15 protein-coding genes are annotated in these 17,593 nt (G+C 56.4%); 12 read left to right on the top strand and 3 right to left on the bottom strand.

What is annotated here, in order from left to right; translation table 11 throughout:
* Positions 1-35: 35 nt before the first annotated feature.
* The 4 genes from ABVF61_RS07625 to ABVF61_RS07640 all read left to right on the top strand — a co-directional run bounded on the left by ABVF61_RS07625 (position 36) and on the right by ABVF61_RS07640 (position 3,169).
* Positions 36-404, top strand: a complete 369-nt coding sequence (locus tag ABVF61_RS07625; RefSeq protein ID WP_353992914.1) for a thioredoxin fold domain-containing protein — start codon at positions 36-38, stop codon at positions 402-404.
* A gap of 80 nt (positions 405-484) precedes the next feature.
* Positions 485-793 (top strand): ArsR/SmtB family transcription factor, encoded by a 309-nt coding sequence (locus ABVF61_RS07630; RefSeq protein ID WP_299472333.1) that lies wholly within the window; start codon positions 485-487, stop codon positions 791-793.
* 41 nt (positions 794-834) lie between these two features.
* Positions 835-1,890 (top strand): YeeE/YedE family protein, encoded by a 1,056-nt coding sequence (locus ABVF61_RS07635; protein WP_353992915.1) that lies wholly within the window; start codon positions 835-837, stop codon positions 1,888-1,890.
* A 175-nt stretch (positions 1,891-2,065) separates the two neighbouring features.
* Entirely contained in the window at positions 2,066-3,169 is a 1,104-nt protein-coding gene (locus tag ABVF61_RS07640; RefSeq protein ID WP_353992916.1) for a YeeE/YedE family protein, read from the top strand.
* A 285-nt stretch (positions 3,170-3,454) separates the two neighbouring features.
* Here the strand turns inward: ABVF61_RS07640 and ABVF61_RS07645 are convergent, their stop codons facing one another.
* Together ABVF61_RS07645 and ABVF61_RS07650 are read right to left on the bottom strand one after the other, a co-directional pair.
* Positions 3,455-4,384 (bottom strand): response regulator, encoded by a 930-nt coding sequence (locus ABVF61_RS07645; protein ID WP_353992917.1) that lies wholly within the window; start codon positions 4,382-4,384, stop codon positions 3,455-3,457.
* On the bottom strand, positions 4,371-7,784 hold the full coding sequence (locus tag ABVF61_RS07650) for a hybrid sensor histidine kinase/response regulator (RefSeq protein ID WP_353992918.1): 3,414 nt from the start codon (positions 7,782-7,784) through the stop codon (positions 4,371-4,373). The genes ABVF61_RS07645 and ABVF61_RS07650 overlap by 14 nt, the downstream gene beginning before the upstream one ends.
* A gap of 452 nt (positions 7,785-8,236) precedes the next feature.
* Between ABVF61_RS07650 and urtA the strand changes: the two genes are divergently transcribed.
* The 7 genes from urtA to ABVF61_RS07685 all read left to right on the top strand — a co-directional run bounded on the left by urtA (position 8,237) and on the right by ABVF61_RS07685 (position 14,973).
* Entirely contained in the window at positions 8,237-9,490 is a 1,254-nt protein-coding gene (gene urtA, locus ABVF61_RS07655; RefSeq protein ID WP_502949934.1) for an urea ABC transporter substrate-binding protein, read from the top strand.
* A 173-nt stretch (positions 9,491-9,663) separates the two neighbouring features.
* On the top strand, positions 9,664-10,590 hold the full coding sequence (gene urtB / locus ABVF61_RS07660; protein ID WP_353992919.1) for an urea ABC transporter permease subunit UrtB: 927 nt from the start codon (positions 9,664-9,666) through the stop codon (positions 10,588-10,590).
* A gap of 10 nt (positions 10,591-10,600) precedes the next feature.
* Positions 10,601-11,767, top strand: coding sequence for an urea ABC transporter permease subunit UrtC (gene urtC / locus ABVF61_RS07665; protein WP_353992920.1), 1,167 nt, complete (start codon positions 10,601-10,603; stop codon positions 11,765-11,767).
* Positions 11,768-11,776: 9 nt separating this feature from the next.
* Positions 11,777-12,532, top strand: coding sequence for an urea ABC transporter ATP-binding protein UrtD (gene urtD, locus ABVF61_RS07670; protein WP_353992921.1), 756 nt, complete (start codon positions 11,777-11,779; stop codon positions 12,530-12,532).
* Positions 12,533-12,541: 9 nt separating this feature from the next.
* Positions 12,542-13,231, top strand: a complete 690-nt coding sequence (gene urtE, locus ABVF61_RS07675) for an urea ABC transporter ATP-binding subunit UrtE (RefSeq protein ID WP_353992922.1) — start codon at positions 12,542-12,544, stop codon at positions 13,229-13,231.
* 56 nt (positions 13,232-13,287) lie between these two features.
* Entirely contained in the window at positions 13,288-14,517 is a 1,230-nt protein-coding gene (fmdA, locus tag ABVF61_RS07680) for a formamidase (RefSeq protein WP_353992923.1), read from the top strand.
* Positions 14,518-14,598: 81 nt separating this feature from the next.
* The gene (locus ABVF61_RS07685; RefSeq protein WP_353992924.1) at positions 14,599-14,973 is read left to right on the top strand and encodes a zinc ribbon domain-containing protein; all 375 of its coding nucleotides are present in this window, start codon (positions 14,599-14,601) and stop codon (positions 14,971-14,973) included.
* A 255-nt stretch (positions 14,974-15,228) separates the two neighbouring features.
* Here ABVF61_RS07685 and ABVF61_RS07690 read toward each other — a convergent pair whose 3' ends face one another.
* Positions 15,229-16,164 carry a hypothetical protein gene (locus tag ABVF61_RS07690; RefSeq protein WP_353992925.1) on the bottom strand — a complete coding sequence of 312 codons (936 nt, stop codon included), beginning with the start codon at positions 16,162-16,164 and terminating at the stop codon, positions 15,229-15,231.
* A 716-nt stretch (positions 16,165-16,880) separates the two neighbouring features.
* On the opposite strand from ABVF61_RS07690, the gene ABVF61_RS07695 reads away from it, so the two are divergent.
* Entirely contained in the window at positions 16,881-17,540 is a 660-nt protein-coding gene (locus tag ABVF61_RS07695; RefSeq protein ID WP_353992926.1) for a hypothetical protein, read from the top strand.
* Positions 17,541-17,593: the final 53 nt, after the last annotated feature.

The raw sequence follows: 17,593 nt of genomic DNA on the forward strand, positions 1-17,593 counted from the left end.
ATTAAGTGTATGCACTCGTCAATCGGGGTTTCGAATTGACTTTGTTGAAGACGCTGATCGTTCTGTTGCTGGCGTTCGCGCCCGCCGGAGCGCGCGCAGAGACGCTCTTGCTCATGGCGGAGGAAGACGGCTGTCACTGGTGCGCGAAATGGAACAAAGAGATAGCGCACATCTACCCCAAAACGGTTGAAGGCAGGACGGCGCCGCTGAAACGCTATGATTTGCACGGCGAAGCGCCGGATGTGACATTCGAAAAGAAGGTTCGCTTCACACCAACCTTCATTCTCGTGCACAATGGCGCGGAAGTCGGTCGAATCGAAGGATATCCCGGTGAGGATTTTTTCTGGAGCTTGCTCAACATGATGTTCACTCAGGCGAACATTCCACTGGATCAGACGGGTTGAACAATATGACTGCTGACACGCAAGGCACCCCCGAAGGCTCAAGCGAAGGAACGTCCCGCCTGCCAGTGTTCGACGCCAACATGTGCGCCGAGGATATGGACAGGATGATGAAGAACGCACAGCGTGCCTCCAATTTCCTGAAGGCGATCAGCCACGAAGGCCGCCTGATGATCCTGTGTCACCTCGCGTCCGGTGAAAAGTCGGTGGCCGAACTGGAAAATCTGCTTTCTGCCAGGCAGGCGGCCGTATCGCAGCAATTGACACGTTTGCGGCTTGAGGGTCTGGTAACACCACGGCGCGACGGCAAGGCGATCTATTACAGCCTGGCAGATGACAGGCCGAAGCAAATCATGGAAGTTGTCTATGAACTGTTCTGTCGGGACGACTAACCGAACGCTTTGACAGCGTCCGCTTTTGGGAGGAGCCGGACATGCTGGAAATGCTCGGAGAAGCCAATTCAGTTGCACTGATCGGCCTTGTGGGCGGCATCGCCCTCGGGCTTGCCGCACGGATTGGCCGCTTCTGCACTCTTGGTGCCATCGAAGATTTTCTCTATGGCGCGGACGACCGCCGTCTGCGCATGTGGGGTCTGGCAATCGGTGTCGCCATTATCGGATCGCACGCAGCCATGTCCTCGGGGTTCCTGGAAGGCTCCGGCACAGCTTATCTCGACAGGGTCTGGAACCCGCTCGGTTCGATCATCGGCGGACTGATGTTCGGTTACGGCATGGCACTTTGCGGCAATTGCGGCTATGGCGCCCTTGCCCGCCTCGGCGGCGGGGATTTGCGGGCGTTTGTCATGGTCATCGTGATGGGGCTGTCCGCCTATTTTGTCATGTCGGGCCCCCTCGCCCATGCGCGTGTCTGGTTGTTCCCGGCCGAGACAGGTGCCGAAACGCCACAAGGCGTGAGTCAGTTCTTTGATGCCCGCTTCGGTATTGCGCCCGTCGTAACGGGCCTCGTAATCGGCGGCCTGATCATCGCGTTTACGCTCGCAAGCGCCACCTTCCGGCAGTCCCCACGCCATATCTTCTGGGGAAGTGTTGTCGGCCTGGCGATCGTTTCGGGATGGGTCGGCACCTATTGGGTGGCCATGACAGGCTTTGAAGCAGAACCGGTTGAGACGCACACATTCGCCGCGCCCATCGGCGACACGATCTACTACGCCATGACCGCCTCCGGTAACACGCTCTCTTTCAGCGTCGGATCGGTTGCCGGTGTCATCATCGGTGCGTTTCTCGGATCGTTTTCAAAAGGGCATTTCCGATGGGAAGCCTGCGAAGATCCACGCGAGCTGCGTCGGCAGATCACAGGAGCGGCAATCATGGGTCCTGGCGCGATCCTGGCCGTAGGGTGCAGTGTCGGCCAGGGTATTTCCGCGTTTTCAGTGCTTGCCTACAGCGCACCGGTGACATTTCTTGCCATTTTTGCCGGAGCCGCACTTGGCTTGAAACAGCTCATCACGGGTTTTGCACCAGCCGAATAGCTCGGGATAGTTGCGCTAGAGCCATTTGACACGCGTGCCACCGTCGCATCATATTCAAATTATCGAATTTTTTGATGCGTTCTTGAGATCGGTCAATGCGATCCGATCGACGGTCCTCAGAATTGGCACCATCTTCAACTTCTGACAGCGCTGATCCCGCTGCATTGGATCGTACATGGACCTGACCCCCGTTCTTGAAAGCTTATCGGAGCCCACAGTGCTCGTCATCGGTGGATTGGTGGTCGGTGTCACGTTCGGCGCTCTCGCCCAGCAGAGCCGTTTCTGCCTTCGGGCCGCAGCACTTGAGTTCTCGCGCCGCAAACCGTCCGACCGGCTGCCCATCTGGCTGCTTGCTTTTTCAAGCGCCATGATCGCAACGCAGCTTCTCAATATGTTCGGCGAGATCGCCGCGGACGAAACCCGGCAACTGGCGTCTCCGCAGAGCCTCTCTGGGGCACTGATCGGTGGCCTGTTGTTCGGAACGGGCATGGTCATGGCCCGCGGCTGCGCCAGCCGGCTCCTGGTGCTTTCGGCAACCGGCAACCTGAGAGCGCTGCTCTCCGGACTGGTCTTTGCGGTTGTCGCCCAGTCCAGTCTATATGGCGCTTTGAAACCGATGCGTGACTGGTTGTCCGGATTGTGGACAACGGTTGACACAGGAGGCAACAACCTGACTTCATTCCTTGGATTGAGCGAGGCATCCATTTTTCTGTTCGGTGGTCTCTGGCTGCTCGCGGGTCTTGGTTTTGCGTGGCGCAACCGGAGTTCTATATGGCAGACAGTTGCAGCAGTCGGTGTGGGATTGACGGTCCCGCTTGCGCTTTGGTTCACGACTGCCATGTCACGGCAGGCCTTTGATCCTGTTCAGATTGAAGGCGTGACCTTTACCGGACCGTCCGCCGACATGCTGATGCTGTTCCTGTCAGCACCTTTCGAAAGCCTCGGCTTCAATTCCGGACTTGTTCCAGGCGTTTTCCTCGGCTCGTTTGTTGCGGCGCTCCTGACCCGGCAGTTGGTGCTGCAGGGCTTTGAGAGCGGACCATCCATGGCCCGGTATCTCACCGGCGCTGCCCTGATGGGATTTGGCGGGATGCTGGCCGGTGGCTGTGCGGTCGGCGCGGGCATATCAGGCGCGTCCCTCTTCGCGGTGACCGCCTGGCTCACGCTCATCGGCATCTGGCTGTCCGCGATTGTTACGGATCATGTTTTCAAAAACGCAGCGCGCAAGACGAACGTTAGACAGAGCGCGCGCCTGGGCGGGCAACAAGCAGCGCTTTGAATTCAATTCCGCTTCTGCTCTCTTTCAACGTCATATTGACGTTTTGCAGTCGTTTGTTGAGCTGCCATGCGGGTTCGCGATCAATTTGATCACGAATGTTCAGCACATCGCGTTATCTCACATCGTCAAACAACAGAACTCATGCATCGCCCGCTTTCTAGTGACTTTTATGAAAGCGCCAACACCACGAAATGCACTTCACTTGGGTGCTTGCAACGGTGATTGAGATCCTTGAATGTAAAATTCGAGGGTCGTTTCAATCTCTTGCTTTCCAAGCGCGCTTTTCTAGCCTTCCAAAATACGCTTGAGAGAAACGACGGCAGCGGATGTCCGGTTCTCGACCCCGAGTTTTCCGAAAATCCGGTCAAGATGCTTGTTCACCGTTCGCGGGCTCATCTCAAGAATGACCGCAATTTCCTTGTTCGACTTGCCATTCGCAATCCATGTCAGCACCTCGGCTTCGCGCTCTGTCAAATCGAATGATCTTCGAAGAATGTCGGACGGACCGCCGCCGACCACTTCGGTGACGCGCAGCAGATGTTCGCCTGAGCTGATTTGACCGGCATAGCTGAACCTGAGCGACAAACCAGACATCGCCGCAACGACGTCATTGTTGCCAAGCGCGTGTTTGCTCGCTTCAAGCAGATAGCCGCGCAGCCATTCCGTGGCTTCGACAGGCAACTCGCCGAATGTTTCCTCGTCTCTCGTGCCTTTGCCATCGAGCAGTGCAAGAGCTTGCGGCGTTGCCCAGCAAATCCGACCGGATAGATCCACCGAAATAAGAAACCGCCCGGATGCGTCCAGCGCGACATGCGCACTGTGCGTGTTGCGGGCGTTTGATATATGGACGCGCAATCTTGCAATGAGTTCATCCGGGTCGACAGGTTTGGTGACGTAGTCAACGCCGCCGGACTCCAGTCCCCTGACGATATGTTCCGTCTGGCTAAGACCGGTCATGAAGAGAACCGGCACGTCGCGAAGGGCATCAAGTTGTTTGATCTGCTTGCTCGTTTCGAAACCGTCAAGCTCCGGCATGATTGCATCCATCAGGATGGCACTCGGCGTAATTCTTGCCGCGATGTCCAGGGCCTTGCGACCGTCCTGGGCAACCAGCACCGTATAACCGGCCTCTTCCAGGGCATCTGTCAGCATGCCCAGGGACGCCGGCGCATCATCGACAACGAGAACGGTTTCGCTGGGACTAGGAGCATTCATGATCATGTCCAAGTCCTTCCAGTACCTTGTCATATCGGGTGAGATCGAATTCACGGATGAGGCGTCGCATATGTCCGACAAACTCCGCCGCATTTGGTTCGTGCGCCTCAATGTCATCAAGCTTCGCCCTGATGCCACGAACATAGCCCAGACTGCTCAGCTGCTTGAGCATTTCAAGGCTCTCTACCGAAGGCAGGCTGTCTCCAGCGAACACGCGTTCGGATGCAGCGGCCGGGATGTGAAGCTGTGGGCGTGACTGCATGGGCGAGGTCCGCCAGACGAGTTTCAGACCCTGTTGCAATTTGTTCTGAAGGTCCTGCAGCCGGACAGGCTTCACCAGATAGTCGTCGTGGTAAATCCTGTGGAGCGGATCTCGTCCGCTGTCATCGGCATTTGCGGAGATCATGATGATGAGCGCATCGCTGTGTCCTGTTTCGCGAAGCGTTCTGGCAAGGTCCCATCCGTTCATGCCGGGCATGCTGATATCCAGAAGAAATGCGCTGGGTTTTTCGGTCGCGACCAACTTTAGACATTCGTTGCCGCTGGCGGCGGTCAGCACCTTGAAACCCAACGGATTGAGAAAATCCTGGATCAGCGATCTTTGAGCCGCATCGTCATCCACCACCATGATCGTTTGGACAGCGCCTTCATAGCCATGGACGTGTTTTTCGGCCGGGGCTGTCTGTGCCGGCGCATTCGCGGCACTCAAAAGGATCCGCACCTTGAAGGTGCTGCCCTTGCCTTTCTCGCTTTCAACCTGGATGTCACCACCCATGATCTCGCTCAGGAGCTTGGTGATCGTCAGCCCGAGACCCGTGCCAGGAATGCCCGACTGCCCTTCGTCCTCAACTCTTTCAAAAGGATTAAAGATCCGCTTCAGGTTCTCTTCGGCAATACCGATACCGGTGTCGACAATCGAAAACTCGGCGACCTGACTGTGGTAGGAGACGATCAGACTGACGCGGCCACTGTCCGTCCATTTGATCGCATTCGAAAGCAGGTTGATAAGCACCTGCCGAAGCCTCTTTTCATCGCCGAATACAAACTGGGGCAGATTGTCCGCGGGACTGAATGCCAATGTCAGTGCCTTGGCGTCCGTCTGCAGCCGGAACATGTCGACGATCTGCGTGAGGAACTCATGCAGATTAAACCGCTCCCGGTAGATCGTCAGGTGTCCCGCCTCTATTTTGGAAATGTCGAGAAGCCCTTCGATCAGGCCGGCCAGATGGTCGGCGGAATGCTGAATGACCTTCACCGCGTCCCGGCGATGGGCCGGGATTGTCGGATCCTTGCGCATGAGCTGTGCATATCCGGCAATCGCATTCAGCGGAGACCGCAATTCGTGGCTAATGCCGACAACATATCTGCTTTTGGCCTGGTTGGCGGCTTCCGCGGCTTCCTTGGCTTTTTGCAGTTTGGCGTCCGTTCTCTGGTGCGCCCTGATTTCCTTCATCAAAAGACTGGTCTGGCGCCGTGTCTCTTCATTGGCGAATTTGCGGCTTTCGTGGACCAGAACGAACAGCCAGGCCATTACGCCGGAAATGAGCAGCAGGATGAAAAAGACCTGGGTCAGCGCCCGGGCGACGCTGTCCGTCCCATAAAGGGCCTGCTGTGCCCCGGCCTCGACGAAGACAAGGTAGAGAATGCCGCCGAGGGACAGCATCGTGATCAGCATGATCCCAAGATAAATGCCGATGCGCGACCCAAGCCAATTGGCTGTACGAGTGGGCAGCAGAGAATGCAGCAGCAGGGATATCTGATCGCCCCATCGGGCGTTTTCCTTGCAATCGTCCTCGCAGCGCGCATCGAGGGAGCAGCACAGCGAGCAGATCGGACCCGTATAGACCGGGCAATGCGTCATATCCTCGTGTTCAAATGTGTGTTCACAAATACAGCACTGGACGGTCTGTTTCTTTTCACCGGTCTTGGAAACAAGTTCGACGGCCTCGCGCGCGATGTAATATTTGCCTTTCGTCACGAACGCGATCACGGGCGCCAGAACGATCGCGGTGAAAAGCGCGATATAGCTGGCAAGCGCATGTGCCGTTTGCCCGAACCAGCCGGCATAGGCCAAGAACGCTATGACGCTCGCGACGATCATCGAGCCCAGTCCGACAGGGTTGATGTCATAAAGATGAGCGCGCTTGAACTCGATATAGGACGGGCTGAGACCCAGTGGCTTGTTGATCACAAGATCTGCAAACAGCGCTCCGATCCAGGCAACCGCAACGATCGAATAAAGGCCGAGCGTCCGTTCCAGTGCCTTGTAGACGCCCAGCTCCATCAATGTCAGAGCAATCACGACATTAAATACCAGCCACACAACGCGGCCCGGGTGGCTGTGGGTCAGGCGGGAAAAGAAATTGGACCAGGCAATCGAGCCCGCATAGGAATTCGTGATGTTGATCTTGATCTGGCAAACGACCACGAAGATACCTGTCAGCGCGATGGCGACTTCCGGCGTCGTTACCTTGCTGAAGGCAACCAGATACATATGCGTCGGCTCGACGGCTTTGTCCGGTGCAAGCCCGCTCTGCAGAGCAACCACGACAAGGAACGATCCCAGCAGGAGCTTGAAGGCCCCGATTACGATCCACCCCGGTCCGGCAGCCAGCAACGCGAACCACCAGCCGACCCGACCACCGCGCCTCTGGCGCGGGAGAAAACGCAGAAAGTCGACCTGCTCACCAATCTGCGCGATGAGCGAAAACAGGACCGCACTCGCTGCACCAAAGAGAAGAAGGTTGAATTGACCGTTCTCATCCCCCAGGCGCCCTGAAAAATTCTGCCAGTCCTCAATGGGTGCCAGCCCCTGCCAGGCGAGAAAGGCAAAGGGAAGAAGCTGAAGAACGATCCAAAGCGGCTGGGTGTAGACCTGAAGCCGGCTAATGAGTGTGATGCCGTAGATCACCATCGGAATGACGACGAGTGAGCAAATGAGGTAGCCGACATTGAGCGGAATCCCTAAGAACAGCTCGAGCGCCGTCGCCATAATCGCCGCTTCCAGAGCGAAGAAGATGAAGGTGAAGCTGGCATAGATCAGCGAGGTGACCGTCGAGCCGATATAGCCGAAGCCGGCACCGCGGGTGAGAAGATCGATATCGACGCCGTATTTCACCGCGTAATATGAAATCGGCAAACCGGTCACAAAGATAAGCAGGCCGACCAGCATGATCGCCGGAACTGCATTGGAAAAACCATAGTTGTATGTGATGGCTGCGCCGATCGCTTCCAGCGCGAGAAAGGAAATGGCGCCGAGCGCCGTGTTGGCAACCCACACAGGTGACCACCGCCGGGCGCTCTTTGCCGTGAAGCGCAGGGCATAGTCCTCAAAGGTCTGGTTGGCGACCCACTGATTATATGTTCGACGCGAGCGCACAACCCGCTGGTAACCTGCCATCTATCCTGCCTTGCGATCCGTTTTCACTTGGATCCGCTCAGATTTTGTGCATCGCAATCCCGCTGTTGCCTTTTGTAGCTCAAACACTCGGCAAAGAGCACACAGAGAGCAGCTGATACACTCTCGCTCCAACTACGACTTGCAATTATCGTGCCCAATCTCAGCCAATTAATCTTATTGTTACTATGTTACATGAAGAATTATTCGGCAAAGAGTTATCTTGCAGCCTCAACGCTCAGTATTTTGAAAGCATCTTTGAATGAAGTCGCTCAGGAATATTTCCACGCGACCAAGCGAAACATTGTCTCATAGTTCGAACCGAGCCGGAATCAGTCAATTGACCCACAGCAACTGACGCATTGCGGCAGCGCACAAAAAACGTCGACGCTTGGAGCCAGACAGAGGTGCTTGAAAGCGCCCTGCTCAAACTCGAACCAGATAGGGGTCCAAGTATGCGACGCGTGAAAGACATTATTCAAAGCCGGATGTCCCGCCGGTCCCTCCTGGCGGGAACCGCCGCCACTGCAATTGTCGCGGCGACTGGTGCGGTAACGCCGGCCTTCGCCGACGAAGTCAACACCACGGGGCTCGCCGTTACCGACGACACTGTTCAGGTCGGTATTCTTCATTCGGTCACGGGCACCATGGCGATCTCCGAGACCGGGTCCGTGCAGGCTGAAAAGCTGGCCATCGAACAGATCAACGCCATGGGCGGCGTTCTTGGCCGGAAGATCGAATACATCCAGGAAGACGGCGCCTCCGACTGGCCGACTTTCGCGGAAAAGGCCAAAAAGCTCCTCGTGAACGACAAGGTCGCTGCCGTCTTCGGATGCTGGACGTCAGCCTCCCGCAAAGCGGTTCTGCCGGTGTTCGAACAGTATAACGGCATGCTCTACTATCCGACCTTCTACGAGGGGCTAGAGCAGTCGCCGAACGTGATCTACACGGGCCAGGAAGCGACGCAGCAGATCATTGCCGGGATCGACTGGGTTGCTGAGGAAAAGGGTGCGAAAAGTTTCTACCTGCTCGGATCCGACTACATCTGGCCGCGCACGTCCAACAAGATCGCCCGCAAGCACATTGAGAAACTTGGCCACAAGGTTGTCGGCGAGGAGTACTATCCGCTCGGCCATACCCAATTCAACTCGGTCATCAACAAGATCAAGCTGAAGAAGCCGGACGTTATCTACGCCATCGTCGTGGGCGGTTCGAACGTTGCTTTTTACAAGCAGCTCAAGGCTGCCGGCATCGACATGACCAAGGAAAAACCGCTTCTGCTGACGATTTCGGTGACCGAAGACGAAATCCGCGGCATTGGTGGTGAAAACATCGAGGGCGCTTACGCCGCGATGAAATACTTCCAGTCTCTGGAAAACGAAAACAACATCGAATTCGTGAAAGCATTCAAGGAGATGTGGGGCGATGATGTCGTCATTGGCGACGTTACCCAGGCCGCTTATCTCGGTCCATGGCTCTGGAAGGCCGCGGTCGAAAAGGCGGGCAGCTTCGACATCGACAAGGTGCGCCTCGCATCACCGGGCATTGAACTGACCACGGCGCCTGAAGGCTATGTACGCATTCACGAAAACCACCACCTGTGGTCCAAGACGCGCATCGGTCTGGCAAAGCCCGACGGTCAGTATGAACTGATCTATGAAACCGCGGAGCTGATGGAGCCGGATCCGTTCCCGGAAGGCTACCAGTAAGCGGCGTTCCCTCTCTCCCCTGGGACGGAAACGCCCGCCCGATTGACGGGCGACCCGGCAAGGCACTGCGCGCGAGCAGCCCGTGCGGTGCCTTGCCCAACCTTCGCACTTGCCATTCCCACAGCAGGGGCACCTTGCCTTCGCATCGCCCCAAAGCCTGGAGACCGCGCGCCATGTTCGCCGACTACACCTGGACGGAACTCGGGTCCATCTTTGCCATGCAGGGTTTTGCCGGACTGATCCTTTTTTCCGTTTTCGTTCTGATGGCCCTGGGCCTTGCAATCATTTTCGGCCAGATGGGCGTGATCAACATGGCACATGGCGAGTTCATGATCCTGGGCGCCTATGTGACGTATCTGTGCTCGAATTTCGTCGAGGCCTATTTTCCCGCACTCTTCGGGATCTACTTCTTTTTCGCGATGGCTCTGGCCTTTGTCGCTGCCGGCGCGCTTGGCGCACTCGTGGAATGGTCACTCATAAGGCACCTCTACAAACGGCCGCTCGACACGCTCCTGGCAACCTGGGGACTGAGCCTTATCCTCCAGCAGGCCTACCGCTCGATCTTCGGAGCGCGCGAGGTTGGCGTCTCGCTGCCGAACTGGCTGCTCGGGTCAGTCCCCCTCACCGACATCATCGAGATCCCCATCAACGGCATCTTCGTCATGGTGCTGACCTTCGTTATCGCCATCGGCGTCTATTTCATTTTGTTCCGTTCACGGATGGGCATGCAGACGCGCGCGGTGGTGCAGAACCGGGTCATGGCAGGTGCTGTGGGCATCAACACGCAGAAGGTCGACCGCAACACATTCGCGCTCGGCTGCGGCATTGCCGGCATCGCCGGAAGCGCCTTCACCATGATCGGGTCGACCGGTCCCACCGCCGGCCAGCTCTATATCGTCGACACGTTCCTGATCGTCGTGTTCGGCGGCGCAGCCAGCCTGCTTGGAACCATCGCTTCGTCTTTTGCAATCAGCCAGGCCCAGTCGACCATGGAGTTCTTCCTGTCCGGCTCCATGGCCAAGGTTCTGACGCTCCTGACCGTGGTCGGCATCCTGATGCTGCGTCCCCAGGGTCTCTTCTCCCTGAAAATCCGCCGCTAAGGAGGCCGTGATGACAAGCCTTAAATCCTTCATGTCGCGGCAGGAACTGATCGGCATCCTCGTCATTGCCGCCGTTCTTTTCGTTGTCATGCCGCTGGCAATGGACATCTTCCGGCTCAACCTGTTCGGCAAGTACCTGACCTACGCCTTCGTTGCCGTCGGCCTCGTTCTGTGCTGGGGCAAGTGCGGCATTCTCAGCCTCGGCCAGGGTGTTTTCTTCGGCCTCGGCGGCTACTGCATGGCCATGTACCTGAAGCTGGAGGCGTCCACGCCCGAGGCGACCGCCATCCAGTCGACACCCGGCATTCCCGACTTCATGGACTGGAACCAGATTACCGCGCTGCCCTGGTTCTGGGAGCCGTTCAACAGCCTGACATTCACGTTGCTCGCCATCATCGTCGTGCCGGCCCTCTTCGCCTTCATTATCGGGGCGGCCATGTTCAAGCGGCGTGTCGGCGGCGTCTATTTCGCGATTATCACCCAGGCAATCGCGGCGATTCTGACGATCCTGATCATCGGTCAGCAAGGCTATACCGGCGGGGTGAATGGGATCACGGACCTGAGGACGCTGAAGGGGTGGGACATCCGCACCGACGAGGCAAAGTACATTCTCTACTACGTGAACGGCGCGCTGCTGATCGCCGTCCTCCTGCTGAGCCAGGTCGTGCTCAAAAGCAAGCTTGGCCGCCTGCTGGTGGCGGTCCGGGACCAGGAGGACCGTGTTCGGTTCTCCGGGTACGATGTCTCCAACATCAAGATCTTCGTCTTCTGTTTCGCAGCCGTCCTGTCTGCGATTGGCGGTGCGATGTTCACCCTTCAGGTGGGCTTCATGTCCCCGTCCTTCGTCGGCATCGTGCCGTCGATCGAGATGGTGATTTTCTGTGCCGTCGGCGGCCGCCTGTCGATCTTCGGCGCCGTCTACGGAACGCTGCTCGTCAACTGGGCCAAGACCACGTTTTCAGAGACATTCCCCGAACTTTGGCTCTTCGGCCTCGGTGCTCTTTTCATCGCCGTGGTGCTGATTTTTCCGAACGGCCTCTCCGGTCTTTACCAGTCCTATCTCGCACCTCTTGTGGACCGTCTCGTTTCAGCCGGCAAACGCAAGGGACGCTCCGACACAGCTCCTCCGCCATCCTCCGGCTTTGGTGCCGAAACGACCGCAAAGCCAGCCGAATAGGAGGCCCACATGAATACGATCAACAACAACACCGATTTTCTGCTGTCGATTGAAAATCTGACCGTCTCCTTCGATGGATTCAAAGCGGTCGACGATCTCAACCTCTATGTTGACGAGAACGAGATCCACGTGATCATCGGCCCGAACGGGGCTGGCAAAACCACCGTGCTCGACCTTATCTGCGGGCGCACGCGATCGACCGACGGCTCGATCAAGTTCCGCAACAAGGAACTGACCGACATGCGCGAACACGAGATCGTTCGTGAAGGCGTTGGCCGCAAATTCCAGAATCCGTCCATCTACGAAGATCTGACGGTTTTCGAGAATCTCGAACTCTCCTTCCCGCGCGGACGCAGCGTCTGGGGAGCCCTGACGTTTCAGCGGGACCAGGACGTCAAGGCGCGGGTTCATGAAATCGCGGGCATGGTGTTCCTCGACGAGCTTCTCGACAAGCAAGCCGCGCTGCTCAGTCACGGTCAGAAGCAGTGGCTGGAGATCGGCATGCTGCTGATCCAGGACCCGGAGCTCTTGATGCTGGACGAGCCGGTTGCCGGCATGAGCGTCTCCGAACGCAAGCAGACAGCGAAACTTCTCAATGAAATCACAAAGGGCCGCTCGGTGATGGTGGTGGAGCACGACATGAAGTTCGTCGAGGACATCGCCCACCGCGTCACAGTTCTCCACCAGGGAAAGATCCTTTCCGAAGGCTCCATGGCCAAGGTGCAGGCGGACCCCAAGGTCATCGATGTCTATCTCGGCCACTAGGAGGCTCCAATGCTGAATGTCGCGCACTACCACGTCGCCTACGGCCAGAGCGAAGTGCTCCACGGTCTCGACTTCACCGTGGCACCCGGCGAGATCATCGCCATCATGGGCCGCAATGGCATGGGCAAAACCACGCTGATGAAATCTCTCATGGGGATCGTGCCAACCAAGGACGGCGCCGCTGCCGTTGACGGTGTCGACATCACCTCGATGCAGAGCTACGAGCGCGTTGCCAACGGCATCGCCTACGTGCCCCAGGGCCGGATGATTTTCCCGACCATGACGGTCCAGGAAAACATCGAGACCGGACTTTCGATCAGTGGCAGAAGCAAAGTTCCGGGAGACATCTACGAATTGTTTCCGGTCCTGCTCGACATGAAGGGCCGCCGGGGCGGCAATCTTTCCGGGGGCCAGCAGCAACAGCTCGCCATCGCGCGCGCGCTCGCAACCAATCCAAAAGTGCTGCTGCTGGATGAGCCCACCGAAGGTATCCAGCCGTCGATCATTCGTGAAATGGCGCGCGTGCTCAGGCGTATCCGGGACGAACGCGATCTTTCCATCGTCGTCTCGGAACAGGTCCTATCCTTCGCTCTCGACGTCGCCGACCGTGTGCTCGTTCTGGAGAACGGACGCCTCGTTCACGACGAGCCGCGAGACAGCGTCGACGAAGAAAAGGTCGCTGCGTTCCTGTCCGTCTGAGCAATCGAAACTTCCGACAAAAAACCAAACCGCAGGTATTCAAGAGGAGAAGCCCAATGGCAGATACACTGATCTCGGTAGACTTGAGCGAGTCCCCGCACACAAACGAGAAGGTTCACAACCGCTGGCACCCTGACATTCCGATGGCGGTCTGGGTGGAGCCTGGCGATGATTTCAGGATCGAGACCTATGACTGGACCGGGGGCCAGATAAAGAACGACGACGATGCCGCTGACGTGCGCGATGTCGAGCTTGAGCAGGTTCACTACCTGTCGGGTCCGATTGGTGTGAAGGGAGCCGAGCCGGGTGATCTGCTCGTCGTCGATATCCTCGATATCGGTGCCAAGGAAGAAATGCTCTGGGGTTTCAACGGCTTCTTCTCCAAGCAGAATGGCGGTGGTTTTCTGACGGAGCACTTTCCGGAAGCACAGAAGTCGATCTGGGATATCGAGGGCATGTTCACGCGCTCGCGCCATGTACCGGGTGTCAGCTATGCGGGGCTCATTCATCCTGGTCTTATTGGGTGCCTTCCGGACCGATCCATGCTGGACATGTGGAACACACGGGAAAAGGCCCTGTTCGACACAGACCCGGAGCGCATTCCGCCGCTTGCGGCGCTCCCCAACACTCAATCCGCTCATATGGGTCAATTGAAAGGTGAGGCAAAAGACAAAGCCGCTGCGGAAGCCGCCAGAACCGTCCCGCCACGAGAACATGGCGGCAACTGCGACATCAAGGATCTATCGCGCGGTTCAAAGATCTATTTTCCTGTCTACGTGGACGGTGCCGGTCTTTCCATGGGCGACCTGCATTTCAGCCAGGGCGATGGCGAGATCACCTTCTGCGGTGCAATCGAAATGGCCGGATGGCTTCACATCCGTGTCAGTCTGATCAAGGAAGGCGTGACGAAATACGGCGTCAAGAACCCGATTTTCAAACCCTCCCCCATCACGCCGAAATACGACGACTATCTCATCTTCGAAGGCATTTCGGTCGACGAGGCCGGCACACAGCACTATCTCGACGTCCACATCGCCTACCGAATGGCATGCCTCAACGCGATCGAATACATGAAAAAGTTCGGTTACACGGGCGCACAGGCCTACGCGATCCTCGGAACAGCCCCCGTTCAGGGGCACATTTCAGGGGTGGTCGACATACCGAATGCCTGCGCAACGCTTTGGCTGCCGACGGATGTCTTCGAATTCGACATGATGCCCGGTTCGGAAGGTCCGAAGGCTTATCTTGACGGCTCAATCGACGTTCCGCTTGCACCCGACCTTTAACCGGAACCCGGGAGACGAGGCCGGGGCCAGCCGCCGGAGAATTTCCGGTCTCAAGCACAATCAATTTTTGAGGACGATCTCATGCCCCTTTACGACTATCTTTGCGCAACCTGCGGTCCGATATCAGCGCGCCGGCCCATGTCCGAGCATGATGCGCCGATCATGTGTCCCGCCTGCAAGGCTGAAGCGCCACGCGCCATCCTTCAGGCACCCAACATGTCCGGTCTTTCTTCCAGCGACAGGCAGGCACATCAGCGCAACGAAGCCGCTCGGCATAACCCCAAGTTTTCGACAAAGTCGGAACGTGAAGACGTCAGCAGAGAAACGCGCAAACGCCATCCAGCTGGCTGTTCGTGCTGTTCCGGTTCAAAGGGAAACTTCCGTTCCAGCGCGGTCTACAAGGCTGACGGAAGTAAAACCTTTCCGTCCAAGCGCCCCTGGATGATCAGCCACTGACATTCGTTCGCTCCGACACGGAATAAAGTTCGGCAAACGAGGCCCAAATGGAAAGCCTGCGAAGGGTCACGCTCAGGGTGCCAAGCCATGCGACGAAATCGAAACAGTGTTGGCAACGCAGAGGACGGTCACACACACTGCGGCATGAAAGCGTCTCGCTGCTTCGGCAAGTCCGCCAGCCTTCAACAGCCAGATAGCACCGAACGCACAATGCAATGAACAAGCTTGCACGCACGGAATGGGCGAACTGCCGCTTCAATCCTCCGTAAACGACACGATTTGATAAACATAATTCGGCACCGACGATGTGGCCGTCACCTGGCTTGAGACTGCATTTCCGACAGATCGCCCTCCAGCATACATATTGCCTCCAACAGGCGAGGCGTTTTGCGGGCTCAGGAGGCGGAACATACCCAAGAACATTTGATATGTTGCGTCCTGACTTAAAGAATACAGTTTCTGGTACGCTTCAGGAGGACACATTTGATGAGCGACGACCCAGCGTCGGTAATCTCTCACAGCGGCCTGCGCGGTTTCGCAGAGTATTGCTGACTTTACCGCGTTGTTTGCAGTTTGGCGAAGCCAGTAGTCTTTTTCGGAACGCAGTAGTCCAACAACCATAATCTTGTTCTGGCAATTGCAATATTCGCGGGGGCTCCGGCACTTCCAGACAATGGCTGTTCCCAAATGCGTGCTGACGCTTTCTGATAGGCTGAATATCGCAGCTGATGGTCTCGTTTCAGATGAGGGTTTTTTTCGACAGTAGTCGGCTACTTCACGTCCCCACGATTCTTGGATCTTTTGGCCCAGTGCGTGGCTTGTCCAACCTTCTGCCGGCTTCCCGTAAATCAAGTCTTCATATTCAACGCCGAGATCATCCAAGAAGTCCTGCGAAGCGGTGGTCGTCGTCGTCTCAGGTGTTCCATGCGCCAGGCTTTGTGCAAATTGCTTGTATTTCTTCCATTCGGCGACCAACGAATTGTAATTCTTGATGCCGGGTTGAAGGGCCATACTGCCGCCCGGGAAAACGAGTTCTTTGTGGGCGTGATAGAACAACAGATCTGCGATCTTGTTCGTATCGGAAATCCCAGCATTTCGAGCTGCCCAATACAAAACATTCCAATCGGTTATACTGTTATTATAAAAAACATTCTGAACGCTTTGCGGCAGTGACATAGTGTTGAAAGACATCACCCGACTCCTTGATCCGTGTCAATGAAGTAGATTGCGTAAAAGCCCACTGATGTTTTTCGTTTTTTTAAGATATGAAAACGTTACTTTATTAAATACTTATGTTGACGTGGTAGAGTAGCATAGTTGGCTACGAGTATCACTACGTTTTTCCTGCCACGTTTGGATCGGGAGCTCGCCTGGTTCCATAGACAGTTCTTTCGCGCGTTCGGTGTAGCCGTTCGGAACAAAATGCTCAGGTTTGGAAGGCCCATAGCATCGGTGAAGACCTGCCTTGGGCGCTGGACTTCAAGCCCCGAAAGAGACCGTTCAGGACGCGCCTGTCATCCAAGTGTGAAGCGCCGATCGATCTGCGGAGAATGACAGGTTCGATGACGCGCCACCGGCGTCAGTGAATTCGTACCGCATGCTTTGGACTGTTTCAGGAGGCATGAATCACACCAACTTTCCTTCATTCAGTGACTGTTACACTGCAAGAATGAGACCCCGCTTTCTCTCTCTGAAGTGCCTCAAGATGATCCGAAGTCGTCATTCAATGGTGTTGGCGAGAAATGGCGCTTGGCGGACATTTCCAGCGAAACGGAACTGGGTCCCGCGCGCACAAACCTGACTGATGTTTGTGCGTGATGAGGAAGAAATCAACTTGCCAATTCTCGAAGTTGAAATTAAAATCTTTCAAAATTTCGTCAAAATTATAATGAATTCAGGCTTTTAACATGATTTTTAAGTATCTCACTCTGGGTTATTTAACGACTCTAATCTGCACTTTGTTTTGCGTTACTTCAGTGAATGCAACAACAATCGGGGGCTCTCACACGAATTTTGACGTGGCGGTTGGCGATGGGGTGTTTCAGGTTAGTCCTTTAACTGTTTCCGGCACGGCAAATATTGAAGGGTCGTCGATAACGCTAACCGATAGCGCTAACGATCTGAACATCGGAAATTTCTCAGCCACCGGCGGCGACTTAACATTTGTCGATTCAAACGCACTGACCGGAAGCTTCTTGGCTCCGAGCGGAAATGTGACGGTGTCAACTGGCGGGGCTCTGGAAATCACCGCGTTGTCAGTGCTTGGCGACGCAACCTTTGCGTCGCTGGGAGATGTGATTGTGCGCGATGCGCAAGACATCTCGGTCGGTGGAACACTGTCTATCATTGCGGCAAGCGTGTTGTTTGAGTTCAGCGATGGGACGGCGCCCAATCTAGCCTCGCTGAACGTGGGCCTATTGGATTTCGACGTTCCCAATAACGCAGTTTCGGTCGCTTCGGTTGCTATACCACTTCCAGGGGCGCTGCCGCTTTTGGCAGGCGGATTAGGATTGATGGGATTGGTCGGTTGGCGCACAAAACGCAGATCTGCCACTTCTTGCACTTAAAGACGATCCTCCCTCCCTTGAAGTGGCCCCCGATCTGTTAAGGAGCATGGCGA

This window comes from Roseibium sp. HPY-6 (genome assembly GCF_040530035.1).
GTDB lineage: Bacteria > Pseudomonadota > Alphaproteobacteria > Rhizobiales > Stappiaceae > Roseibium.